The organism is Spiribacter halobius (assembly GCF_020883455.1).
Taxonomy (GTDB): domain Bacteria; phylum Pseudomonadota; class Gammaproteobacteria; order Nitrococcales; family Nitrococcaceae; genus Sediminicurvatus; species Sediminicurvatus halobius.
This window is the reverse complement of sequence record NZ_CP086615.1, coordinates 1,872,473-1,896,273: the sequence shown is the minus strand read 5'-3', so window position 1 is coordinate 1,896,273 and position 23,801 is coordinate 1,872,473. Positions and strand designations below refer to the sequence as shown.

Below are 23,801 nucleotides of genomic sequence, written 5' to 3'. Positions count from 1 at the left end.
CCCAGATCAAGGCACTGCGGCGCCCTGAGCGTCCATGCTGCCAGCGCTATGAAAAACGTCTGCACCCTGCCGTTCTTCTCCGTGGGCTTCCGGCCCTTCTTCCTCGGTGCCGCCTGTCTGGCGCCGGTGCTGCTGCTGGTCTGGGTCGGCTTCCTCGCCGGACACGTGCCGCTGCCGGCCGGTATGGTGCCGGTGTACTGGCACGCCCACGAGCTGCTCTTCGGCTTCACCAGCGCGGTGATCGCCGGCTTCTGCCTCACCGCCGTGGGCAACTGGACCGGGCTTCGGCCCATCGGGCCCCGGGGGCTGGGGGCGCTGTTCCTGCTCTGGCTCGCGGCCAGGCTCGGCTTCCTGCTGCCGGGCCTCCTGCCAGCGTGGGCGCTGGCGCTGCTCGACCTCGCCTTCCTGCCGGCGCTCGCCCTCGCCCTGGGGCGGGTTCTCTGGCGTGCGGGCAACCGGCGCAACTACGTGTTCGTGCCGCTGCTGGCGGCCTTTACCGCCCTCAACGCCGGGTTTCACGCGGACTGGCTGGGGATCGCACCGGGGGCCGCCTACCCGGCGCTCACCCTGTCGGTCTGGCTGGTCGCCCTGCTGCTGACTTTCATGGGCGGTCGCGTCATCCCCTTCTTCACCGAGCGCCGGCTGGCGGCGGTGCGCATCCCGCCACGCCCCTGGCTCGCCTGGGCGGCGACACTGGCAACCGCCACGATACCAATCGCCTGGCTCGTGAGCGGACGCAGCGCCCTGCTCGCGGCGGTGCTGCTGGCGGCAGCGGCGCTGACGCTGGCCCGCTGGCTCACCTGGCAGCCGTGGCGCACCCTGGGCGAGCCCATGCTCTGGGTGCTGCATGCGGGCTATTGGTTTCTGCCTGTCGGCTTTGCGCTGCAGGCCGCGAATCTGTTGGGGGCCGGCATACCCTGGAGCGCCGGTGCGCATGCTCTCACCGCCGGCGCACTCGGACTGCTCGCCCTCGGCATGATGGCCCGCGTCGCCCTCGGCCACACTGGCCGGCCCATGCGCGCGCCGAGGCCGATGGTCGCCGCATTCGGGCTGATGCTGATCGCGGCCGCGCTGCGCCTCGGCGCCTACACCCCGCTCCCCACTGCCAGCCTGCAGGCACTCGCGGGCCTCGCCTGGGCCCTGGCATTTCTGACCTACGCCGTCACCTACCTGCCCATCCTGGTCCGGCCACGGGCCGACGCCCTGGCCTGAACCTGCGGCGCCGTCGGTCGAGCTGCCGGCCGGAGTGCCGTTCCGGCACCATGGAGCCCCCGGTTGCGCCGCCCGTCCAACTGTCATCATTCGGTAAGGACGGTTGGGACAATCCTTGCTTAAGCTTTGTACAGGGGTTATCAAAACGGGGGCACCATGGCGAGCCACATCGAGGCGGTGCCGGAGTTTCCCTTCGGCCTGGCGCAGAAGCATCTCCAGTTCGCGTTCCAGCCCATTGTCGGCATCCGCAGCGGCCGCTGTGTCGCCGTCGAGGCACTGACCCGCGGCGTGGACCGGATCGGCTTCGCCTCGGTGCCGGAGATGCTGGAAACCGCCGCCGGCAGCGGGCGTCTGCGACTGCTGGAGAACCTGCTCCGCCAGGGCGCGCTCGCCGCCTTCCGGCAGCTGGACAAGGCGGACGAGCTCACGCTGTTCCTGAACGTGGACAACCGCGTGCTCGAGGATTCAGCCGACAGCCCCGAGAACTGGCTGGATGCCATACGCGAGCGGGGCGTCTCGCCGCTGTCGGTGGTCATCGAGGTCTCCGAGCGGCGGGAGATCCGGGATCTGGAGACCCTGCAGAGGCGACTCACCCGCTACCGCGACGCCGGGGTGCAGATCGCCCTCGACGATTTTGGTACCGGTTATTCAGGCCTCTCGCTCCTCTACGACCTGCATCCGGACTTCATCAAGCTGGACCGCTACTTCATCGCCAACATCGATGCCGATCCGCGCAAGCGGGTGTTCGCGGCGCATGCCGTGGAGCTCGCCAAGACGCTCGGGATCCAGGTGATCGCCGAGGGCGTGGAGACCGCCGAGGAGTTCCGCACCTGCGAGCAGATCGGCTGTGATCGGGTGCAGGGTTACTGGACCGGAGCGCCGGCACTGGATGCCCACCGCATGCGCTGCCACTGCGAGCGGGTCACCGAGCTGCACGCCGGGGAGCGCCGCCGCTCGCGCGACGATGCCGATTGCGCCGAGGAGCAGGTGGACCAGGCGCCTACTGTCAATGCGGACATGCGCATGGCAGACGTATTCGAGATGTTCCGGCGCAATCCCGAGCGCCGCGCCTTCCCCTTCGTCGGCGTCGAGGGCGGGCCCCGGGGCCTGGTTCGGGAGCGCGACCTCAAGGCCTACATCTACTCCGCCTGCGGCCGCGACCTGCTATCCCGCAAGCGGCTCGGCGACTGCTTCGGCCAGTTTGTCCACCCGGCCCTGCGAGCCGAGCTCGGCACCCCCGTCGAGGCGCTGCTGGAGGCATACACCGCTGCCGGCGGCGGGGAGGGCGTGCTCCTCACCCGTGACGGCCGCTACCACGGCATGCTGCACGCCGAGGCGCTGCTGCTCGCCATGCACAAGCGCAGCCTCGAGCAGGCCCGGGACCAGAACCCGCTGACCCAGCTGCCGGGCAACCGCATGATCCAGCGCTTCATCGGCGAGCGGCTGCACGTCTCCGAGCCCACCACCATGGCCTACGTGGACCTCAACCACTTCAAGGCCTACAACGACCACTACGGCTTCCGCCAGGGCGACCGCGTGCTGCGTCTGCTGGCGGAGCTGCTCAGCAAGCGACTGAGCGATCAGAATGCCTTTGTCGGCCATATCGGCGGCGATGACTTCTTCGTCGGCCTGCCCGGCGATGATGGCCGCCTTCTGCCCCGAACGCTTGGCGGCATTCTCGACAGCTTCCGAGAAGACGTGCGCGCGTTCTACGAAGAGGCCCATCGCAGGGCCGGCTATCTGCGCGGTGTCGACCGCCGCGGCAGGGTGCGACGCTTCCCGCTGCTCGCGGCCTGCGCCGCGACCGCCGTCCTCGCTCCGCAGTCGCGGCAGCGCGACGACGCGGCCCTCATGCAGCTGCTGGCCGACCTCAAACAGCAGGCCAAGGCGGACGGCGCGGACGTAACCCTCGCCTGCCTGCCCTAGCCCGCCTATCTCACCGTTTCGCAGACAGGACGCGCACCGGGGCCGGGCGTTGCGTTTCTCCCTGCGCCAGCCAGGCTGGATAAACACAACGACACAACGGGCACAACGCTTCCGGAGGCGATAACGAGCCGACGGGCGACACAGGAACCAATCGGCCAAGTTGGCAAGTCGCCCCCTCTCCCAAATCTCCGTCGTGGTGAAACGTTGTGCCCGTTGTGCCGTTGTGTTTTATCCCCGCGCGGCAGGAACGCCACCGCCCATGTCGCACGCGGCCTGCAGCCGCGCACGACCTACCCGCCTTCCTCCCGCCTTGGCGTCCTTCGCGCCTTCGCGGTTATTCCGGCTCCGGCAACCGCTCCAGGCGCACGGCGCAGATCTTGAACTCGGGGATCTTGCCGTAGGGGTCGAGCTCCGGGCTGGTAAGGAGGTTGGCGGCGGCCTCGCGGAAGTGCATCGGCAGGAACAGCGTGCCCAGGGCGACGTCATCGGTGACCTTCGCCTGCACCTGCACGCTGCCGCGCCGGGAGGTGAGGCGCGTCCAGTCGCCGTCGGCGATGCCGAGGCGCCCGGCATCGTCCGGGTGCACCTCCACCCGCGCCTCCGGGGCCAGGGCGTCCAGCGCCCGCGAGCGCCGCGTCATCACGCCCGTGTGCCAGTGCTCCAGCTGCCGCCCGGTGTTGAGCACCAGCGGGTACTCGGCGTCCGGCAGATCCGGCGCCTCGCCGAGCTCCGCCGGCACGAAACGGCCGCGGCCGATGGGGAAGCGCTCCGTGAAGAGTAGCCGTTCGCCGTCGGACTCCGGCGACGGGCAGGGATACCAGCGCCCATTGTCGCCGAGCCGTTCGTGGCTGAGGTTGGCATAGAGCGGCGCTGCCGCCACCAGCTCGTCGAAAATCGCCGCCTCGTCGGCGTAGTCCCAGTCATGCCCGAGCCGGCGCGCCAGGGCCGCGATGATGCGCCAGTCCTCCCGCGCTTCGCCGGGGGGCTCGCGCACCGGGCGGCCAAGCTGCACGCGGCGGTCGGTGTTGGTGTAGCTGCCGCGCTTCTCCATGAACGAGCTCGCCGGCAGCACGACGTCCGCGAACTCCGCGGTTTCGGTGAGGAAGATGTCCTGCACCGCCAGGAACTCCAGGCTCGAGAGGGACTCGCGCACCCGGTTCACGTCCGGGTCGGAGAGGAACGGGTTCTCGCCCATGCAGTACAGGGCGCGGATCCGCCCCTCCAGTGCGGCGTGGGTGATCTCGGCGGTGGTGAGCCCCGGCTCCGGCGACAGCGGCACGCCCCAGAGCCCTTCGAAGCGCGCCCGCACCGTCGCGTCCGCCACCTTCTGATAGCCCGGGTAGTACATGGGGATGAGCCCGGCATCGGAGGCGCCCTGGACGTTGTTCTGCCCGCGCAGGGGATGGAGGCCCGTGCCGGGACGGCCGATATTGCCCGTAAGCAGTGCCAGGGCGATCAGGCAGCGGGCGTTGTCGGTACCGAACACATGCTGGCTGATGCCCATGCCCCAGAAGAACATCGCCGAGCCCGCCCGCCCGAGGGTGCGCGCAAAGCCCGCGATCTCGTCCGCCGGCACGCCGGTAATCCCGGCCACCGCCTCCGGGCTGTAGCGGGCCACCACCTCGCGCAGGGCCTCGAAGCCCTCGGTGCGCTCGGCGACGAAAGCGCGATCGTGCAGGCCCTCGTCGATGAGCACGTGCATCACCGCGTTGTAGAAGGCGACGTCGGTGCCGGGTCGGATCTGGCAGTACTGCTGCGCGTAGTCGGCGAGCCCGGGGCGGCGCACGTTCACCGCCAGCAGCTTCGTGCCCGCGGCCGCCGCCTGCTTGATGAAGGTCGCGGCCACCGGGTGGTTGGCGGTGGGATTGCAGCCGGCGATCACCGCCACCTCGGCGTTCTCCACGTCACGCACGACGTTGGTCACCGCCCCGGAGCCGATGCCCTCCATCAGTGCGTACACCGAGGAGGCGTGACAGAGGCGGGTGCAGTGGTCGACGTTGTTGGTGCCGATCACCGCGCGAATGAACTTCTGGAAGAGGTAGGCCTCCTCGTTGGAGCCCTTGGCGGAGCCGAACCCGGCCACGGCGTCCGCGCCGTGACGGTCGCGCACGCCGGCCAGCCCGGCGGCGACGCGATCCAGCGCCTCTGCCCAGCTCGCCTCGCGAAAGTGCGGCAGCACTTCGGCATAGTCGACGATGCCGCCGGGCTTGCGCGGCCCGCTGGCGCCCGGGCGGGAGAACGCGGACAGCGGGCCCCGCGGGTAGGCCTCGTCCCGGCGCACCAGCGGGCGGGTCAGGCGCTGGGGGTGGCTCGCGTAGTCGAAGCCGTAGCGGCCCTTCACGCAGAGCCGCCCGGCGTTGGAGGCGCCGTCCCGGCCGCGGGCATAGTGGATGATGCCCTCGCGGTCCACCCCGTAGGCGAGGGCGCAGCCCACCCCGCAGTACGGGCAGAGGGTCGGCACCTCGCGGATGTCGTCCAGTGCCGGGGCAGCGGCGCCGGCGTCGAAACGCTTCATGGCTGGCTTCCCTCCCCCGCCGCGGCAGCGGGCAGCGCCCGGTGGGTGAGCGCCCCCGTCGGGCACACCGCGACGCACTCGCCGCAGGACACGCAGCTGCTCTCGCCCATGGGGGCGTCCAGGTCAAAGGCGATGCGGGTGGCGTAGCCCTTGCCGCTGCGGGTGATGACGTCATTGTGCTGGATCTCGTCGCAGGCGCGCACGCAGCGGTCGCAGAGGATGCAGGCCTGGTGGTCGACGGCGATCACCGGCGAGCTCCAGTCCTCGCCGCGGGGATGACCCTCGGCGCCATCCGGCCAGGGGATCGTCCCCACGCCGAGCCTGCGCGCCAGGGCATAGAGCTGGTCATGGCCGGTAGTGGCCTCGCGGCGGCTCACCGGTGGCTGGTCGGCAAGCAGGAGCTCCGTGAGCACGCGGCGGTGCGCCTGCACCTCGTCGGTATCGGTGCGCACCTGCATGCCCTCCTGCACCTCGCGCACGCAGGACGCAGGCAGCGTCCGCTCGCCGGTGTCCACAGCGCAGACCCGGCAGACACCCACCGGCCGCAGGCGCGGATCGTGGCAGAGCACGGGGATGTCGATGCCGAGCCGGGCCGCCGCCTCCCAGACGCTGGTGCCGGCAGGCACCGTGACGGTCCGGTCGTCGATGGTCAGGGTGACGTCGCCCATGGGACCTCTCCCCGCAGTCGCTGGACGGAAGGCTCGTCGGCGAAGCGCTCGAGGGCGTCCACCACCGGCAGCAGGGCCACCTGGCCGAGGCCGCAGATGGACGTGCGTGCGAGCGTGCCATGAAGGGTGCGCAGCGCCTCGGCCACGCCCGGGGCGACCTCGCCTGCAGCCGCCGCTTCGGCCAGGGCCACGCCCTTGCGCGAGCCAACCCGGCAGGGCACGCACTTGCCGCACGACTCGTTGCGGAAGAACCGGGCCTGGGCGAGCAGCACGTCGGCGAGGTCACGGCCCTCGGCCACCACCACCAGCGCGCCGGTGCCAAGCCCGCTGCCCGCCTCGCGCAGGGTCTCGAAGGCGAGGGGGGTGTCCAGCAGCGACCCGGGCAGGAACGGCGTCGAGGCGCCGCCGGGGGAGAAGGCGAGTACCCCTCGGCCCTCCATCACCCCGCCGCAGCGCTCGATGGCCTCCCGCACCGGCGTGCCCCAGGGCAGGCAGTGCACTCCCGGGGTGACGACGTCCCCGGAGACGCTGACGTACTTGAGCCCGGAGTAGCCGCCGCTGCCCTGGGCGCGCCACCATTCCGGGCCGTGGGCGAGGATGGTGGTCACCGCCGCCAGGGTCTCGACGTTGTTGATCAGCGTCGGGCCGCCGTGCAGGCCGACATTGGTGGGGAACGGCGGCTTGTTGCGCGGCTCGCCGCGGCGGTCCTCGAGGGCCTCCAGCAGCGCCGTCTCCTCGCCGAGGATGTAGCCGCCCGGGGAGACGAACAGCTCGATGTCGAAGCCCTCGCCGAGCAGGCCGCGGCCGCGTGCGTCGGCCAGCGCCGCCGCGATCGACTCGCGCGCCCGCTGGTACTCGTGGCGCAGGTAGATGATGCCGTGGCCGGCGCCGATCACCCGCGCGCCCATGACCATGCCCTCGATCACCAGGTGCGGTGCGGCCTCGAGGATGAGCCGGTCCTTGAAGGTGCCGGGCTCGCTCTCGTCGGCGTTGCAGATGACGGTGCGCGGCGCGCCCTGGGCGGCCCGGGTGAAGGCCCACTTGCGCGCGGTGGGGAAGGCCGCGCCGCCGAGTCCCTGCAGGCCGGCCTCGTCCAGCGCCCGGATCACCGCCTCGGGGTCGGCGCCCTGCCAGCGGGCGGCCGTGGCGTAGTGCTCGTGGCGCCCGGCATACGGGTCGGTGGGCAGCGGCCCACCGGCGGCCGTGGCGGCAGGGGGCCGCTCGCCGCCGTCCAGCCAGGCGCTGAGGCGCTCCGGCGCGGGCAGCGCGCCGGGCGCCTCGTCCAGGCTCGCCGCCGGCGCGCAGTCGCAGAGCCCCAGGCAGGAGACCCGCTCCAGTGCGACGTCGTCCCGGCCGGCGAGCGCCGCCTCCAGGGCGGCGACGGCGGGCTCGGCACCCGCCAGCCGGCACACGGCATCGCGGCAGACCTGAACACGATGCACCGGCCCCGGCGCTTCCCGGAAGACAGGGTAGAAGCTGCGCAGGCCCTCGAGATGGTAGAGCGGCGTTCCGGTGTCGCGGGCGAGCGCCTGCAGGTCGGCGTCCGTCACGGCGCCGCCGCGCGCCTGAATCGCCTCGAGCCGCTCCAGCAGTCGCATGCTCGCCTCCTCGCCGGCCGCCCGCGCCTGGGCGTGGCCGTAGGCCTCAGCATACCGCGCCTCCGGCGTACTGTCGGCCCGGGCCATGGCTTAGCCTGACCCTCGCGAGCCCTGCGCCGCGCTCACGGCGACGCGGGCCCGATCGGCGAGGCGGCCGACGCGCGCCCGGCGGGGGTCGGCCGGGCGTGCCGCCAGCGTGTCCTCGAGCAGGGCGCGGGCCACGCGCACGCCCGCCTCCGCCAGCAGCAACGCCGCATGGGCGTCGCCCGCAAGCCGCGGATTGCCCTCGCGCACGAGCCGGGCCGCCGTCTCCGCGATCTCCGCGCCGCTCTCGGCGAGGGCCAGCGGGGTATCGCAGATCCGGGCCCGGGCCGCCGGGCCACCCGCCAGCATCGCCGTCACCGCCTCGGCATCGGCGTCGATCTGGCCGAGGGCATGCCGGCGCAGGGCGTCGAGGCGCTGCACCAGCAGCCCGGAATCCGGGATACGGGCGCCGGCAAGCCTTGCCGCCATGGCGGCCAGCGCAGCCCCCGACGCCACCGCGAGGGCGGCGCCGGCGCCACCCCCCGGCACTGCGTGGCGCGAGGCCAGCCGCTCCAGCAGCCCCGCGGCCGACTCGGCGGCGTAGCCTTCCCGCGGCGGTGCGACTGCCTGGGCCCGTGGCATGGCAGCGCCTCAGAACAGGCCGTGAATCCGGCCTTCGGCATCCAGATCCATGGCCGCCGCCGCCGGCTGCGCGCCCAGCCCCGGCATGGTGCGAATGTCGCCGCACAGGGCGTAGACGAAGCCCGCTCCCGCGGAAAGGCGGACCTCGCGCACCGGCATGCGCCAGCCCCGGGGGGCACCGCGCAGCGCGGGATCCGACGACAGCGAGAGGTGCGTCTTCGCGATGCACACCGGCAGCTCGCCGTAGCCCTGGGCAGTGAACTCCTTCAGCTGACGCCGCGCCAGCGCGGACGGGTCAATGCCGTCGGCGCCGTAGACCTCGCGCGCGATGCACTCGATCTTGCCCTCCAGCGGCGTCCCGGCCGCGTAGAGGAAGCGGAAGTCGCCGGGCTCCTCCGCCGCCTCGGCCACCGCCTCGGCGAGCTCGGCAGCGCCCGCACCGCCGTCGCGCACATGGGTGCAGACCGCGACCCGCGCGCCCATGGCCTCGGCCACCTCGCGGATGACGGCGTGCTCGCTCGGGTAGTCACCGGGGAAGGCGTTGATCGCCACTACGGGGGAGACGCCGTGCAGGCGGATGTTCTCGATCTGCTTGCGCAGGTTGTCGGCGCCGGCGGCAACGTCTTCCGGGCTCTCCCGCAGCATGCCGCTCGGCAGGGGCCTGCCGGCGACCACCCGGTGGCGTCCGGAGTGGAGCTTGAGCCCGCGGACCGTGGCCACGAGCACCGCGGCGTCCGGCGTCATGCCCGAGGCGCGGCACTTGATGTTGAAGAACCGCTCCGCACCCATGTCCGCGCCGAAGCCCGCCTCGGTCACCAGGAAGTCGCCGCCATGGATGCCGATCCGGTCGGCGAGGATGGAGGAGTTGCCGTGGGCGATGTTGCCGAAGGGGCCGGCGTGGATCAGCGCCGGGGTGTTCTCCAGCGTCTGCATGAGGTTCGGCTTGATCGCCTCCTTCAACATCACCGCCATGGCACCGGCGACCTTGAGGTCGTCCGCCGTCACTGGCTCACCGTCCCGGGTCCAGGCAACCACGATCCGCCCGAGGCGCCGGCGCAGGTCCTCCAGCGAATCGGCCAGAGCCAGGATGGCCATGACCTCGGAGGCCGCCGTGATCTCGAAGCCCGTCTCCCGTGGGATACCGTTCTCCGGCCCGCCGAGGCCGATCACCACGTTGCGCAGGGCGCGGTCGTTGATGTCCACCACGCGCCGCCACGCCACGCGGGCCGGATCCATGGGGACGCCGTCGCGCTGAATGAGGTGGTTGTCCACGACCGCGGCAAGCAGGTTGTGGGCCGCGGTCACGGCGTGGATATCGCCGGTGAGGTGCAGGTTGATGCGCTCCATCGGCACCACCTGGCTCCAGCCGCCGCCGGCGGCACCGCCCTTGATGCCGAGGGTCGGGCCCATGGAGGGCTGGCGCAGGGCCACCGTCGCGGTACGTCCGATATGGTGGAAACCCTGGGCGAGCCCGACGGAGGTGGTGGTCTTACCTTCGCCGAGGGGCGTCGGCGTGATCGCGGAGACCACCACATAGCGTGCCCGGGGCCGCTCGGCCAGCTGCTCGATAGCCTCCAGCGGGATCTTGCCGACGTGGTGGCCGTAGGGCTCGACCACCCCCGGCGGCAGCCCGAGGCGGGCGGCGATATCGTCGATCGGCTTCAGGAATGCCTGCCGGGCGATCTCGAGATCGCTCGGCAACGCCGCCGGTACCGCGTCTTCCGGGCTCGTCGCCATAATCCACCCTCACTCTGTTGATCTGCCAACCGTCGGGCGACGGATTGGCAAGGAGTATGGGTGGCGCCGGGATGCAGCATTTTGCCGTGCACGTCACCGATCACCGCAGTAACGACAGCTGCCGTGCGCGTGGCGCAGGCGCTGGCGCGGACGCGCAGACGCAGGTCGCCTGCAGACAAGACTCTGGGCAAACCCCCGACGAGCATCCACAATCCATGAACGGTTCGCTCCCTGCGGAGGCTCAATGGCGGCGGCGCAGCATACCCATCGGGTGGTCTTCCTGCTGGTGCCCGGCTACTCGCAGCTCGCATTCGCCTCGAGCATCGAGCCGCTGCGCATGGCGAACCAGCTCTCCGAACGGCAACTCTACGACTGGTCTCTGGTCTCGCGGGATGGCGAGCCGGTGGCCGCCAGCAACGGCACGCGAATCGCCGTGGACCATTCCCTGGCCGACGCCCCCGTGCCCGATCTCGCCATCGTCTGCGCCGGGGTGGACGTGGAGACCCGGGCGGAGCGCGACATCCTCGCCTGGATCCGGCGCCTGGCCCGTCGCCAGGTCACTCTCGGGGCCGTGTGCACAGGCAGCTTCCTGCTCGCCCAGGCCGGCGTGCTGGAGGGGTATCGCTGCACGCTGCACTGGGAGCACATCTCGGGCATCTACGAGGGGCTGCTGTTCCCGGGGACGGTCTTCACCTCCGAGCTCTTCGTGATGGATCGCGACCGCTACACCTGCTCCGGCGGCGTAGCGCCGCTCGACATGATGCTGAATCTGGTCGCGCGGCAGCAGGGCCTGGAACTGGCCGAGTCCATCGCCGAGGAGTTTCTGCACGAGCGCATCCGCGAGTTCAGCGAGCGCCAGCGCGTACCGCTCAGGGTCCGCCTCGGCACCAGCCAGCCCAAGCTGGTGGAGGTGGTCACTCTGATGGAGGCGAACATCCACGAGCCGCTGACCCTGGACGAGCTCGCCGAGCATGCCAACACCTCGCGCCGCCAGCTGGAGCGGCTGTTCCAGCGCTATCTCGGCTGCCCGCCGACGCGCTACTACCTGGATCTGCGCCTGGCCCGCGCCCGCCAGCTCCTGCTGCAGACCGACATGCCCATTACCGACGTTGCGGTGGCCTGCGGCTTCGTCTCGCCGCCGCACTTCACCAAGTGCTATCACGACCACTTCGGCCACTCGCCGAGCGAGGAGCGCCGCCGTCGCCGGCAGCGGCTGCTGCAGAATCCGCAGGTCGCCCCCACGGTGGGCGATGCCGCCGTGGGGGCGACCAGCTTCGTGCCGCCGGAGGCGGCGCCTCCCGCCGCCGGAACCGAACCGAACGAGTGAGCCGTCGCAACACGCCCGAGTCCGGCGCGCTGTTCTCGCGCTGCGGACGCTATCGATACCGCCTCTGGCGGCGCTGGAGCGCAGGCGACACGCTGCTGTTCATCATGCTCAATCCGAGCACCGCGGACGCCGACCACGACGACGCCACCATCGCCCGCTGCCGCCGGCGCGCCGAACGCCTTGGCTTCGGCGGCCTTGAAGTGGTCAACCTCTTTGCCCTGCGTTCCCGCGATCCGCGAGCCCTCTATGAGGCCCATGACCCGGTGAGCCCGCACAACGATCGCGTCCTGCGCGCCCGTGTCCGGGACGCGCACCGGGTGCTCTGCGGCTGGGGCAATCACGGCCGACTCGGGGGCCGCGGCCGGACCGTGCTGGCGCGGATCCAGCGCCTTGGCGTCGTGCCTCACGCCCTCGCCCTCACCCGCTTTGGGGAGCCGGCGCATCCACTTTACCTGAGCCTTCATCTCGAGCCCGAGCCCATTCGCGGCGTTGCGCCCCAAGACCGCTGACGTCCCCCTCAGCGTGCAGGGCCGCTCCCGGTCCCCGGCCTGGATGCCGTCGATGCCCGCCATCGAACGCGGCAGTCACGCTTTGACGCACCCGGAATTGATTTCTATATTTCAATTATGATTGAAATACAGGCGGCGGAACGCCTCGCGGCGCTGGGGCATCCGGCACGGCTCCAGGTCATGAGGCTGCTGATGGCGGCCGGGGTCGACGGGGTGGCTGCCGGCGAGCTGGCCCGGGCGGCAGGGCTTGCGGCCAGCGCCGCCACCTTTCACCTCGACCGTCTGCGGCTCGCCGGCCTGGCCCGGCGCCGGCGACTCGGCCGGGAAATCCGCTACAGCGCGCGATTCGAGGAAATGCGCGAGCTGGTCGACTTCCTCACTGACACGTGCTGCACCCATGCCGAGGGCGAGGGCCGTTGCCAGCCGATCTGTGCCGCCGGCACGGCGGGCCCTGGCGCCCGGAGCGACTCACAGGCCGAGCAGGAGACACCATGAACGCACGACCCCAGGTCATCGTTCGCGGGCTTGGCCTAGGCATCGCCAATGGCGCGCTGTTGTCGCTGATCATGGTGCCGGCGTTTGTCGCCGGTCTGCCGCCGATGCCGAAACCGCCGAGCCTGGCGTTCGCCGAGGCCCTCTTCGGCGAGGGGTTGCCGATGCCGGTCGGGCTGCTGTTCCACCTGGCCTACGTCACTTTCTGGTCGGCCGTGTGGGTTGTCTGGGACTATCCGCGGCTGCGCCTGTCGACCGCCGCTGCCCTCGCCGCGCTGCTGTGGGTCGTCGCGCTGGTGGTCTTCTTCCCCATCAACGGCTGGGGCATGCTCGGCCTCGGGGTCAGCCCGGCCCTCATTCCGGGCGCGCTCGTGCCCCATGCCCTGTTCGCCGTCTTCCTCTGGGCGCTCGGCAGGCTTCTCATTCGCCGCCAGCGCGGAGCGGGCTGAGGCGACTCAACAGAGCAGTCGGGTCAAATCGATTGCATGCTGGGCCGCTATCGCTCTGCCGTCTCTGTTAGGTAATGCTCGAGCTCCTCACCCGGCATGGGCTTGGCAAACAGGAATCCCTGAAGCTGGTCGCAGCCGTACCGCCGCAAACATTCCGCCTGCTGCTCTTCCTCGATTCCCTCCGCGACCACCCGCAGCCTGAGCTCCCTGGCAACAGCCAGGATCGCCTTAACGATTGCGGCATCAGTGACATCATCGGCCACGCGAGCAACGAAAGAGCGGTCGATTTTCAGGCCATCAACGGGCAGCCGCCTCAGGTAATTCAGCGAGGAGTATCCGGTTCCGAAATCGTCCAGCAGGATGCGGAACCCGTAGCCGCGCAGCTCCTCGAGAATCCGCCGGGTCGTGGGAGGGTCATCCATGATCGTCGACTCAGTGATCTCGAACACGACCTGATTCGCGGCAAGCCCGTTATCTATGACGACCTGCAGCAGATGGTTAGCGATCATCTCCTGGCGCAACTGGCGCGCTGATAGATTGAACGTGATGACCAGCCTTCGCTGGACGCGGTCACAGAGCCCCGACATCTCACGAGCCGCCTCTTCCAGCAGGATATGCGAGAGGTCGCCAATAAGGCCTGACCGCTCAGCGACACCGATGAATTCCGCTGGACCCAGGACACCACGGGTTGGGTGTTTCCAGCGCGCCAGCACCTCGAACTTCTCCACGCTTCCGGTAACCGCATCGACAATGGGCTGAAAGTACGGTGCAAACTCCCGGCGCCGGATGCCTGCCCGAATCTCCGACGTCTTGGAAACGAACTCTCTCGCCCGCTCCTCGGCGCCTTCTCGGTAGTATCTGAAATCGTCACCACCATCCGCCTTGGCACTATCGAGCGCAGACTCCGCGGCGCGCAGCATGGCGTCGACCGTCATGCCATCTGTCGGGAACACGCTGATGCCAATCGATGCGGTGAGCGCGATACTCGACCCATCGATCTCGACCGGCTGCTCGAACACGGCCTTGAGCTGTCGTGCGATGAGGCCAGTGTCTTCCTGAGACCGTAGCGAGGGCACCATGATCAGGAAGCTGTCACCACCGTGCCGGGCCACGACGGAAGCCGGGATGTCGGCCTCAACCAGCCTGTTCGCCACCTCCCGCAGGCACCTGTCCCCCGCTGCGTGACCCAGGCTCTGGTTCACGTGACCGAAATGGTCAAGATTGAGCAGGTATAGCCCCACTGACTCATGTTGGGGATCGGCTTTGGCGAGGGCCGTCTCGCAGCTCTCCTCGAACGCCCAGCGCGTGGCAAGGCCCGTCGCCTCATCATGCCGGCCTGCGCGGCTGAGTTGCGCCTCGTACTCTTCCAGGAGCGAGGTATCGGTGAAGGTCGCCACGTACTGCACTTCCCCTGTGACGTCGTTGATTACGCGCGTCACCGCACCGGCCAACGGGTAAAGCTCCCCGTTGGCGCGGCGAGACGTCAGCTCCCCCGTCCAGTAGCCCTGACTTTCCATTGCATGCTCAAAGGCCCGCAGGCTTTCGGGCTCGGCCTCCAGCAATCGGTAGAAGGGTGCCACCTGGCCAATGATCTCGGTGAGACGCCACCCCGTTACCCGCTCGAAGGCGGGATTGGCCCATATGATGCGCAGCTTGCTGTCCAGTACGCCGATACATTCCGACGTCTTATCGAAGGCGACATCCGCAAGTTGGGCGCGGTACGTCTCGACGACTCTGTCGGTGATGTCCCGAAAACTCATCGAGGTGAAGGTGTCACCAGCCGCCTGGAAGAGCGCGCTACCCACCTCCACGCGTATCCGACGTCCGTCCTTGCGCCGCGCCCAGAATTCCCCTCTTGCCTGGCCTTTGGCCTCGCGCTCGGCCAGGAACGCCTGCACCGCGAGGTCCGACTCGTCGAGAACCGAGGCGCGACCGGCGCCCTGCAGCTCACGTTCGGTGTACCGGAGAGCCTGGCAGGCAGCCGGGTTGGCGGTGAGAATTCGACCATCGGGAGCGGTAAGGAGCAGCCCGTCGAGACTGTGCTGAACCAGTGCCTCATAGCGACGGCGTACCGCTAGATGCTCCCGGTGGAGCCGCCATGCGCCCAAGGCAAGTACGGGCGCCGAGACCGAGACGAATAACAGGCCTGGCCCGGCTGCCAGTGACAGCGGCCTGACATCCCCAAAGATCTGGATAACGATCAGCTCGATGAGCGGGATAGCCGTGAGCCCGGCGAGTGCATAGAGGCCACAGACAGCCAGCACGCACCGGTTTGTGGGGCAAGAGAGCGTCATATTGAGCGGGTACTGATGGCCTTACATCGCCTTAGCCCCGCGATCCTCAAAGCCACTCGCCACCATAGGCCCCCACCATTGCTGCCGTCCAGACCACCATTCGGTCAGCATGAGATGAGCGTCTCTCCGTGGCCAGTTTTCGTACTTTCCAGCGGGTTCGGTCCCGATATCGCCCCGGGACAGCGGGAAAGCGACAACGCTGCAGAGTGAACCGCCCCGGATTCCCGGAGACCCGAAGCCTTGAGAGGATCAGGTCATGAACACTGCGGTGAAATACCCCGCCGAGGTCCGGGAACGCGCGGTTCGGATGGTGCTGAAGCACCAGGACAGCGACGGCTCGCAGTGGGCGGCTGTCGCCTCGATTGCGGCCAAGATTGGCTGCACCGTGGAGACGCTGTGCCGGTGGGTGAGCCAGAGCGAGCGTGCCAGCGGCCGGCGTGCCGGGCTGACCACCGAGGGGCGCCGGCTGTTGAAGGCGATGGAGCACGAGCACTACTAGCTCAAGCGTGCCAACGAGATCCTGCGCAAAGCGTCGGCTTTCTTCGCCCAGGCAAAGCGCGACCGCCACGGGAAGTCATGGTGGCGTTCATCCACCGCCATCGAATAGTTCACGGGGTGGAGTCGATCTGCGCGCTGCTGCCGATCGCCCCGTCGGCGTACTACGAGCACAAGCCCCGGGAGACCGATCCCGCGTGGCTGCCTGCGCGGGCCAACCGCGATGCCTGGCTCAACGCCGAGGTCCGCCGCGTATGGGAGGCGAACTTCCGGGTCTACGACGTGCGCAAGCTCTACCGGCAACGACACCGCGAGGGCATCGCGGTGGCGTGCCGCAGGGTGGCACAAGGGAGGTTTCGCAACTCCGTTGCAACGATCTTTCAACGCGAAAGAGGCGGGCCGCCAGTCATTCCCTAACCAGCTGACCCGCCTCCCAAAATATGGTCGGGGTGAGAGGATTCGAACCTCCGACCACCTGCACCCCATGCAGGTGCGCTACCAGACTGCGCTACACCCCGTTGTCGAATCGAGAGGATACAACAGCGCCCCGCGCGGGCCAACGTCGATCCGCGCTCGGCTAGCGCTTGAGGCCGGCGAGGATGTCCTCCAGCTCCGTGCGCAGCTGGCGGATGATCTGCTGGCTCTGGTTGACGTCTTCCCGGGCGTGCTCGCCGGAGAGCTGCTGGCGCGCGCCGCCGATGGTGAAGCCCTGCTGGTAGAGCAGCGCCCGGATCTGGCGGATGAGGATGACGTCCTGGCGCTGGTAGTAGCGGCGGTTGCCCCGGCGCTTGACCGGCTTGAGCTGTGGGAACTCCTGCTCCCAGTAGCGCAGGACGTGCGGCTTCACCGCGCAGAGGTCGCTGACCTCGCCGATGGTGAAGTAGCGCTTTGCCGGGATCGCCGGCAGCTCGTCATTGCTTGACGTGTCCAGCATACGCCTCGACCCTCGACTTCAGCTTCTGGCCCGGGCGGAAGGTAACCACGCGCCGGGCGGAGATCGGGATCTCCTCGCCGGTCTTCGGATTGCGGCCGGGGCGTTCGTTCTTGTCCCGCAGATCGAAGTTGCCGAACCCCGAGAGCTTCACCGGGGTGCCTTCCTCCAGGGCTGCGCGGATCTCCTCGAAGAAGCTCTCCACCAGTTCCTTGGCCTCACGCTTGTTGAGACCGACCTCCTCGAACAGGCGCTCGGCCATATCGGCCTTGGTCAGTGCCATTCGGATGCTACTCCCTTAACTCTGCCTGGAGTTCCGCGCGCAGCCGCTCCACCACTCGGGCAACGACCGCGTCCACGTCGCTATCGGTAAGCGTGCGCGAAGAGTCCTGTAAAATCAAGCCTATGGCCAGGCTTTTGAAACCGTCAGCCACGCCCTTGCCGCGATAGACGTCGAACAGGATCAGCTCGCGCAGGGCCTCCCCCGCGCTCGCAACCACGGTGGCGCGCAATTCCGCCGCACTCACGGCCTCCGGCAGCACCACCGCGAGGTCGCGGCGGATCGCCGGATAGCGTGAGATCTCCCGGAACGCCGGCACCCGTGCGGCGGTAATCCGGCCGAGATCGAGCTCGAAGACGAAGACCGGCCCGTCCAGGTCGAGCCTGCGCAGCACCTCCGGGTGCAACGCCCCCACCCAGCCGGCGTGGCCGTCAGCATGGCGGACGCGGGCGCTCTGCCCGGGGTGCAGGGCCGGATGCGCGGCCGGCTCGAAGCGATAGCGCTCGGGCTCGCCGGTGAGTGCGAGCAACGCCTCGACGTCGCCCTTGACGTCGAAGAAGTCGAGTGGCGTGCGCGGCGCGTCCCAGTGCTCCGGATGGCGCTGGCCGGCGGCGATGCCGGCGACGCGCGGCGCCTGCTCCAGGTTCTCAAGTCGCCCGCGGAACGCCAGCCCGCTCTCGAAGAGGCGCACGCGGCCGGCCTGGCGGTTGCGGTTGTGCTGCAGGGCGCGCACGAGACCCGGCCAGAGGCTGCTGCGCATCACCGCGAGATCGGCGGAGAGCGGATTGGCCAGCGGCAGCGTCTCGGCCTCGGGGTCGAGGCTGGCCTGCAGCTCCGGGGCGACGAAGCTGTAGGTAATCGCCTCCTGATAGCCACGATCCACCAGCAGCCGTCGCAGGCGCCGCAGCGGCAGGTGCGCCTCGGGCTGCGCCGGCATGGCGAGCGGCGCCGGGGTGCGGGAGAGCGGCAGCGCATCGTAGCCGTGGATGCGAGCGATCTCCTCGATCAGGTCCACCTCGCGGGCAATATCGAACCGCCAGCTCGGCGGCGTGACGGTCCAGGCCTCGGCGCCGGCGGCAACCGCCATGCCCAGGCGCTCCAGGATCCCGCGCATCGTCTCATGCGGGATTGCGGCCCCCAGGAGCGCCGTGCAGCGCCCGGGCCGGAAGCTGACGGCCGGCGCCACCGGGACCTGCTCGGCGCGCTCGGTCACCACGGTGGGGCCGGGGTCGCCCCCGGCGATGCCCACCAGCAGCCGCGTGGCCCGCTCCACGGCGACGGCGGCCCGCTCCGGATCGACCCCGCGCTCGAAGCGATGGGAGGAGTCCGTGTGCAGGCCGTAGGCGCGGGCGCGGCCGGCGATGGCCGCCGGCGCGAAGAAAGCGGCTTCCAGGAAGACGTGGCGCGTGGCCTCGGTGACGGCCGTCGGCTCGCCGCCCATGATGCCCGCCATGGCCACCGGGCCGGCGGCGTCGGCGATGACCAGGGTGCCGGGCTCCAGCTCGACCGTCTGGCCATTCAGCAGCGCCAGACGCTCACCCTTGGTTGCCGAGCGCACCCGGATGCCCTGCTCGAGCCGTTCCAGGTCGAAGGCGTGCATAGGCTGGCCAAGCTCGAGCATCACGTAGTTGGTGATGTCGACGGTGATCGAGAGCGGCCGGACGCCCGCGCGCCGCAGGCGCTCGCGCATCCAGACCGGCGTCTCGGCGCTGGTATCCACGTCCCGGATCACCCGCCCCGTGTAGCGCGGGCACTCCGCCGGCGCCTCGAGAGTGACCGGGAACTGCGCGTCGCACCGGGGCGGGACCGCCTCCACGCCGGGCCAGACGGGCTCGCGCCCGGCGAGCACGCCCACCTCGCGGGCGACGCCGGCCATGCCCAGGCAGTCCGCCCGGTTCGGGGTGAGCTCCAGCTCGATGACAGTGTCATCCAGCGCCAGGTACTCGCGCAGGTCGGCGCCGGCGGGCGCGCTCGGCGGCAGCGCCATGAGCCCGGCCGCGTCCTCGGAGAGCCCGAGCTCGCGGGCGGAGCAGAGCATGCCCTCGGAGGCAGTGCCGCGGAGCGTGGCGCGCTCGATGCGGGTGCCGTCCGGCAGCGTGGCGCCGACGCGGGCGAAGGGCGCCTTCAGGCCGACGCGGGCGTTGGGCGCACCGCAGACCACCTGCAGCGGATCGCCGTCACCGGCCACCACGCGGCAGACGCTCAGCCGGTCGGCCTCCGGATGCGGCTCGCAGGCGGCGATCTCCCCCACCACGACGCCCTCGAACGCGGGCGCCGCCGGCTCGATGGCGTCCACCTCGAGGCCCGCCATGGTCAGGCGATGGGCCAGCTCCTCGGTGCTGCCGGGGAAGTCCACCCATTCGCGCAGCCAGTGCTCGCTGATCCTCATGCTGGATGTGCCCTATCGAAACTGGCGCAGGAAGCGCAGATCGTTGTCGAAGAAGATACGCAGGTCGTTGACCCCGTAGCGCAGCATGGCAAGGCGCTCCGCGCCCATGCCGAAGGCGTAGCCGCTGTAGCGCTCGGCATCGACGCCGGCATACTCGAACACCGCCGGATGGACCATGCCGCAGCCGAGGATCTCCAGCCAGCCGCTCTGGCCGCAGACCCGGCAGCCCTCCCCCGCACAGAACATGCACTCCACGTCCACCTCCGCCGAGGGCTCGGTGAAGGGGAAGTAGGAGGGGCGGAAGCGTACCGCCAGATCCTGCTCGAAGAAGCGCTTGACGAAGTCGTCCAGTACCGCCTTCAGGTCCCCGAAGGTGATGCCCTCATCCACCAGCAGCCCCTCGACCTGGTGGAACATGGGGGTATGGGTGAGATCCGAGTCGCAACGGTAGACGCGCCCCGGCGCAATCACGCGCACCGGCGCGCCCTCACCCTCCATCACCCGGATCTGCACCGGCGAGGTGTGGGTGCGGAGCAGGTGGCGGGCGTCGAAATAGAAGGTGTCGTGCATCGCCCGGGCAGGATGGGCCTCGGGGATGTTGAGGGCCTCGAAGTTGTGGTAGTCGTCCTCCACCTCCGGACCCTCGGCGACCCGGAAACCCACGGCGGTGAACAGGTCCTCGATGCGCTCGAGCGTACGGGTAATGGGATGCAGCCCCCCCGGCGGCTCGCCCCGCCCGGGCAGGGTGACGTCCACCCGCTCGACCTCCAGGGCGTGGTCCATCTCCGCGCGCTGCAGGGCTTCCCGCCGCGCGTCCAGCGCCTCGCCGAGCCGGGCCTTTGCCTGGTTGATGGCCTGCCCGGCGGCGGGCCGCTCGTTCGCCGGCAGCCGGCCGAGGCCCTTGAGCTCGGCGGTGAGCCGGCCCTTCTTGCCCAGGTACGCGACCCGCACCTGCTCGAGCTCGGCCACGGTGGCGGCGGTGGCGATGGCCTCCTCGGCCTCGGCCACCAGGGTCTGCAGATCTTCGGTCATGCTGTATCCCGTTCACCGACAAAAAAGGGGAAGGATGCGGCCAACCCTTCCCCTTCGCGACCGGAATCGGCCGGGCCCCGCCCGGCCCCCCGGCTTGCTCAGCCCAGGCTGGCCTTGGCGCGCTCGGCGAGCTTGGCGAACCCGTCGGCGTCGTGCACCGCCATGTCCGCCAGCACCTTGCGGTCGACCTCGATCTCCGCCCGGCGGAGGCCGTCCATCAGCCGGCTGTAGGACAGCCCGTTGAGACGGGCGGCGGCGTTGATGCGCTGGATCCACAGGGCGCGGAACTCGCGCTTGCGGACGCGGCGATCCCGGTAGGCGTACTGGCCGGCCTTGGTGACCGCCTGATTGGCGATCCGGAACGACTTGCGCCGCGCCCCGTAATAGCCCTTCGCCTTGCCGAGGACCTTCTTGTGGCGGCGGCGTGCCTCGACGCCGCGCTTGACTCTGGCCATCTTCAGAATCCTCTAGTGGTTGTGAACGTTACGCGTACGGCAGCAGGCGCCGCACCATGGCGGTGTCCTGCTCCGAGACGAGCGTGCTGGCCCGCAGCTTGCGCTTACGCTTGGCATCCTTCTTGGTCAGGATGTGGTTGTGGTAAGCGTGCGCCCGCTTGAACCGCCCGGAGGCGGTCTTGGTAAAGCGCTTGGCGGCGCCGCGGTTGGTCTTGATCTTCGGCATTGACCGATTCTCCGCTGCCCAAAACAAGAACTCCCGGCCGCGGCCGGGAGATCACCCGCCCCGAGGGCCGCGGGCCGCGTTAGCGACCCTTTCTCGGGGACATCATCATGACCATCAGCCGGCCCTCCATACGGGGGCGCTGGTCGACGGTCGCCAACTCCTCGAGGTCTCGCTCCACGCGCTCCAGCAGCTCCAGCCCGAGCTCCTGATGCGCCATCTCGCGGCCGCGGAAACGCAGCGTCACCTTGACCTTGTCGCCGTCGTCGAGGAAGCGCTTCAGGTTACGCAGCTTGACCTGGTAGTCGCCCTCGTCCGTGCCGGGGCGGAACTTCACTTCCTTGACCTCGATCTGCTTCTGTTTCTTCTTCGCCGCCTGCTGTTTCTTCGACTGCTCGAACTTCCATTTGCCGAAGTCCATCACCCGGCAGACGGGCGGGTCGGCATTCGGGTCGAGCTCGACGACGTCCAGGTTCACCTCGGCGGCGCGCTGGATGGCGTCTTCCGTGTCGACGATGCCCACCTGTTCGCCATTCTGGTCGATCAGGCGGACCTGCGGGACCTGAATGTCCTCGTTGACGCGGCGGTTGTCGCCGACGCCGGGCTGCTGGCGCCGTGCCCCTGGCTTTCTGCGTATAGCGATGCTTCAGTCCTCCGAAAGCGTTCTGCCGAGCCGCGCGACATCCGAGGCGAGGCGCTCGCGGAATTCCGCGACAGGCATGGCGCCCAGGTCCTCGCCGCTGCGTGTGCGCACGGCCACCGTGTGGGACTCGCGCTCCCGCTCCCCCACGACCAGCAGATAGGGAACGCGACGAATCGTGTGCTCGCGAATTTTAAAGCCGATCTTCTCGTTCCTCAAGTCGCTTGAGGCGCGAAATCCGTGTTCTGCAAGCTCTTTTTCGACTTCCGCCGCGTACGCCGCGTGCCGGTCCGTGATGCTCATCACCACCGCCTGCTGGGGCGCGAGCCAGGCCGGCCAGTTGCCGCCGTAGTGCTCGATGAGCACGCCGATAAAGCGCTCGAAGGAGCCGAAGATGGCCCGATGCAGCATCACCGGCGCCACCCGCTCACCGGACTCGGCCACATACTGCGCGCCGAGCCGCCCGGGCATGGAGAAGTCCACCTGCATGGTGCCGCACTGCCAGACGCGGTTGAGGCAGTCGCGCATGGAGAGCTCGATCTTCGGGCCGTAGAAGGCGCCCTCCCCCGGGTTCAGCGTCCACTCGACGCCCCAGGCGTCCAGGGCCCGCTCGAGGGCGGCCTCGGCCCTGTCCCAGAGGGCGTCCTCGCCGACGCGCTTTTCCGGCCGGGTGGACAGGGCGACGATGACATCGTCGAAGCCGAAGTCCCGGTAGACGCCGGATGCCAGCTCCAGGAACCCGGCCACCTCTGACTGGATCTGGTCCTCGGTGCAGAAGATGTGGGCGTCGTCCTGGACGAAATTGCGCACGCGCATGAGCCCGTGCAGCGTGCCTGAGGGCTCGTTGCGGTGGCAGTTGCCGAACTCCGAGAGCCGCAGTGGCAGGTCGCGATAGCTCTTCAGGCCCTGGTTGTACACCTGCACGTGGCAGGGGCAGTTCATGGGCTTGATGGCGTAGTCCCGGCTCTCGGACTCGGTGGTGAACATGTCCTCGCGGAACTTCTCCCAGTGTCCGGAACGCTCCCAGAGGCTGCGGTCGACCAGCTCGGGCGTGCGGATCTCCTGGTAGCCGTGAGCCCGCAGGCGACCACGCAGGTAGTCCTGAAGCACGGTGTAGACCTGCCAGCCCGCCGGGTGCCAGAACACCATCCCCGGTGACTCCTCCTGCAGGTGGAAGAGGTCCTGGGTGCGGGCGATGCGGCGGTGGTCGCGCTTCTGCGCCTCCTCGAGGAAGGCCAGGTGCTGCCTGAGCTGCTTGCGGTCCGCCCAGGCGGTGCCGTAGATGCGCTGCAGCATCTCGTTGCGGGCGTCGCCGCGCCAGTAGGCGCCGGCCAGCTTGGTGAGCTTGAAGGCCTTGCAGAAGCGGGTGTTGGGCACGTGCGGGCCGAGGCACATGTCCACGTATTCCTGGTGGTGGTAGAGCGCCATCTCCCGCACCTCGGGCATGGCCTCCACCAGCTCGACCTTGTACGTCTCGCCGCGCTCGCGGAATATCCGCAGCACCTCTTCCCGCGGCGTCACCCGCTTGATGACGTCGTACTCCTGCTCGATCAGCTCCGCCATGCGCGCTTCGATGCGCTCCAGGTCCTCGGGGGTGAAGCCGGCGTCGTAGCGGATGTCGTAGAAGAAGCCGTCCTCGATCACCGGGCCGATGGCCATCTGCGCCTCGGGGTAGAGCTGCTTCACCGCCTGCCCGAGCATGTGCGCGCAGGAGTGGCGAATGATCTCCAGGCCCTCGGGGTCCTTCGGGGTGATGATCTGCAGCTCGGCGTCGGCCTCGATCCGGTCGCAGGCGTCGTGCAGCTCACCGTTGACGCGTCCGGCCAGTGTCGCCTTCGCGAGACCCGGGCCGATGTCCTCGGCCACCTGCATGATGGACACGGAATCGGCGTAATCGCGCCGGCTGCCGTCGGGAAGGGTGATTGCGGGCATGACATGCTCCACAGTGGTGACCCATACGAGA

General features: G+C 69.6%; 20 protein-coding genes, 1 tRNA gene, 1 pseudogene and 1 other annotated feature. Of the genes and pseudogenes, 7 read left to right on the top strand and 15 right to left on the bottom strand.

Annotated features, from left to right (window positions below; all coding sequences use genetic code 11):
- Nucleotides 1-48: 48 nt before the first annotated feature.
- A complete protein-coding gene (locus tag LMH63_RS08605; RefSeq protein WP_109680025.1) occupies nucleotides 49-1,212 on the top strand; it encodes an NnrS family protein in 1,164 nt (387 codons plus the stop codon).
- A 156-nt stretch (nucleotides 1,213-1,368) separates the two neighbouring features.
- Nucleotides 1,369-3,138: a bifunctional diguanylate cyclase/phosphodiesterase gene (locus tag LMH63_RS08600; protein WP_109680024.1), complete on the top strand. Its 1,770-nt coding sequence runs from the start codon at nucleotides 1,369-1,371 to the stop codon at nucleotides 3,136-3,138.
- A gap of 334 nt (nucleotides 3,139-3,472) precedes the next feature.
- Here the strand turns inward: LMH63_RS08600 and fdhF are convergent, their stop codons facing one another.
- Genes fdhF through LMH63_RS08575 form a run of 5 tightly spaced genes read right to left on the bottom strand, consistent with a single transcriptional unit; the run spans nucleotide 3,473 to nucleotide 10,322 of the window.
- Nucleotides 3,473-5,653, bottom strand: coding sequence for a formate dehydrogenase subunit alpha (gene fdhF, locus LMH63_RS08595; protein WP_229332763.1), 2,181 nt, complete (start codon nucleotides 5,651-5,653; stop codon nucleotides 3,473-3,475).
- Complete coding sequence (locus tag LMH63_RS08590) at nucleotides 5,650-6,321, bottom strand: 2Fe-2S iron-sulfur cluster-binding protein (protein WP_109680418.1); 672 nt, start codon at nucleotides 6,319-6,321, stop codon at nucleotides 5,650-5,652. The genes fdhF and LMH63_RS08590 overlap by 4 nt, the downstream gene beginning before the upstream one ends.
- The gene (locus LMH63_RS08585) at nucleotides 6,303-8,006 is read right to left on the bottom strand and encodes an NADH-ubiquinone oxidoreductase-F iron-sulfur binding region domain-containing protein (RefSeq protein ID WP_229332762.1); all 1,704 of its coding nucleotides are present in this window, start codon (nucleotides 8,004-8,006) and stop codon (nucleotides 6,303-6,305) included. The genes LMH63_RS08590 and LMH63_RS08585 overlap by 19 nt, the downstream gene beginning before the upstream one ends.
- Before the next feature lie 3 nt (nucleotides 8,007-8,009).
- Nucleotides 8,010-8,585 (bottom strand): cyclodeaminase/cyclohydrolase family protein, encoded by a 576-nt coding sequence (locus LMH63_RS08580; protein ID WP_109680246.1) that lies wholly within the window; start codon nucleotides 8,583-8,585, stop codon nucleotides 8,010-8,012.
- A 9-nt stretch (nucleotides 8,586-8,594) separates the two neighbouring features.
- Nucleotides 8,595-10,322, bottom strand: a complete 1,728-nt coding sequence (locus LMH63_RS08575; protein ID WP_199225764.1) for a formate--tetrahydrofolate ligase — start codon at nucleotides 10,320-10,322, stop codon at nucleotides 8,595-8,597.
- A gap of 244 nt (nucleotides 10,323-10,566) precedes the next feature.
- Between LMH63_RS08575 and LMH63_RS08570 the strand changes: the two genes are divergently transcribed.
- From LMH63_RS08570 to LMH63_RS08555, 4 genes are all read left to right on the top strand, one after another.
- A complete protein-coding gene (locus tag LMH63_RS08570; RefSeq protein ID WP_109680247.1) occupies nucleotides 10,567-11,649 on the top strand; it encodes a GlxA family transcriptional regulator in 1,083 nt (360 codons plus the stop codon).
- The gene (locus LMH63_RS08565) at nucleotides 11,646-12,158 is read left to right on the top strand and encodes a DUF1643 domain-containing protein (RefSeq protein WP_109680248.1); all 513 of its coding nucleotides are present in this window, start codon (nucleotides 11,646-11,648) and stop codon (nucleotides 12,156-12,158) included. The genes LMH63_RS08570 and LMH63_RS08565 overlap by 4 nt, the downstream gene beginning before the upstream one ends.
- A 117-nt stretch (nucleotides 12,159-12,275) precedes the next feature.
- On the top strand, nucleotides 12,276-12,653 hold the full coding sequence (locus LMH63_RS08560) for a metalloregulator ArsR/SmtB family transcription factor (RefSeq protein WP_199225765.1): 378 nt from the start codon (nucleotides 12,276-12,278) through the stop codon (nucleotides 12,651-12,653).
- Nucleotides 12,650-13,099, top strand: coding sequence for a hypothetical protein (locus LMH63_RS08555; protein ID WP_109680249.1), 450 nt, complete (start codon nucleotides 12,650-12,652; stop codon nucleotides 13,097-13,099). The genes LMH63_RS08560 and LMH63_RS08555 overlap by 4 nt, the downstream gene beginning before the upstream one ends.
- A 47-nt stretch (nucleotides 13,100-13,146) precedes the next feature.
- On the opposite strand, the gene LMH63_RS08550 is transcribed toward LMH63_RS08555, so the two are convergent.
- Nucleotides 13,147-15,363, bottom strand: coding sequence for a putative bifunctional diguanylate cyclase/phosphodiesterase (locus LMH63_RS08550; RefSeq protein ID WP_158280486.1), 2,217 nt, complete (start codon nucleotides 15,361-15,363; stop codon nucleotides 13,147-13,149).
- 286 nt (nucleotides 15,364-15,649) lie between these two features.
- Between LMH63_RS08550 and LMH63_RS08545 the strand changes: the two are divergent.
- A pseudogene (locus LMH63_RS08545) lies at nucleotides 15,650-16,218 on the top strand (transposase); the annotation flags it as partial.
- Nucleotides 15,928-16,044 (top strand) — a sequence feature (AL1L pseudoknot). (Overlaps the previous pseudogene by 117 nt.)
- 111 nt (nucleotides 16,219-16,329) lie before the next feature.
- On the opposite strand, the gene LMH63_RS08540 reads toward LMH63_RS08545, so the two are convergent.
- The 9 genes from LMH63_RS08540 to thrS all read right to left on the bottom strand — a co-directional run bounded on the left by LMH63_RS08540 (nucleotide 16,330) and on the right by thrS (nucleotide 23,770).
- Nucleotides 16,330-16,406: transfer RNA gene (locus tag LMH63_RS08540), tRNA-Pro, on the bottom strand.
- A 59-nt stretch (nucleotides 16,407-16,465) separates the two neighbouring features.
- Nucleotides 16,466-16,822, bottom strand: coding sequence for a MerR family transcriptional regulator (locus LMH63_RS08535; RefSeq protein WP_109680253.1), 357 nt, complete (start codon nucleotides 16,820-16,822; stop codon nucleotides 16,466-16,468).
- Entirely contained in the window at nucleotides 16,800-17,102 is a 303-nt protein-coding gene (gene ihfA, locus LMH63_RS08530; RefSeq protein ID WP_109680254.1) for an integration host factor subunit alpha, read from the bottom strand. Before ihfA ends, LMH63_RS08535 begins: the two co-directional genes overlap by 23 nt.
- A 7-nt stretch (nucleotides 17,103-17,109) precedes the next feature.
- Complete coding sequence (pheT, locus tag LMH63_RS08525; protein WP_109680255.1) at nucleotides 17,110-19,488, bottom strand: phenylalanine--tRNA ligase subunit beta; 2,379 nt, start codon at nucleotides 19,486-19,488, stop codon at nucleotides 17,110-17,112.
- Nucleotides 19,489-19,500: 12 nt separating this feature from the next.
- Nucleotides 19,501-20,520 carry a phenylalanine--tRNA ligase subunit alpha gene (pheS, locus tag LMH63_RS08520; RefSeq protein WP_109680256.1) on the bottom strand — a complete coding sequence of 340 codons (1,020 nt, stop codon included), beginning with the start codon at nucleotides 20,518-20,520 and terminating at the stop codon, nucleotides 19,501-19,503.
- A 98-nt stretch (nucleotides 20,521-20,618) separates the two neighbouring features.
- Nucleotides 20,619-20,975, bottom strand: a complete 357-nt coding sequence (rplT, locus tag LMH63_RS08515) for a 50S ribosomal protein L20 (protein WP_109680257.1) — start codon at nucleotides 20,973-20,975, stop codon at nucleotides 20,619-20,621.
- Between the two features lie 28 nt (nucleotides 20,976-21,003).
- Complete coding sequence (gene rpmI, locus LMH63_RS08510; protein ID WP_109680258.1) at nucleotides 21,004-21,201, bottom strand: 50S ribosomal protein L35; 198 nt, start codon at nucleotides 21,199-21,201, stop codon at nucleotides 21,004-21,006.
- A gap of 79 nt (nucleotides 21,202-21,280) precedes the next feature.
- The gene (gene infC / locus LMH63_RS08505) at nucleotides 21,281-21,742 is read right to left on the bottom strand and encodes a translation initiation factor IF-3 (protein WP_442777725.1); all 462 of its coding nucleotides are present in this window, start codon (nucleotides 21,740-21,742) and stop codon (nucleotides 21,281-21,283) included.
- A 102-nt stretch (nucleotides 21,743-21,844) separates the two neighbouring features.
- Nucleotides 21,845-23,770 (bottom strand): threonine--tRNA ligase, encoded by a 1,926-nt coding sequence (gene thrS / locus LMH63_RS08500; protein ID WP_109680260.1) that lies wholly within the window; start codon nucleotides 23,768-23,770, stop codon nucleotides 21,845-21,847.
- Nucleotides 23,771-23,801 lie beyond the last annotated feature (31 nt).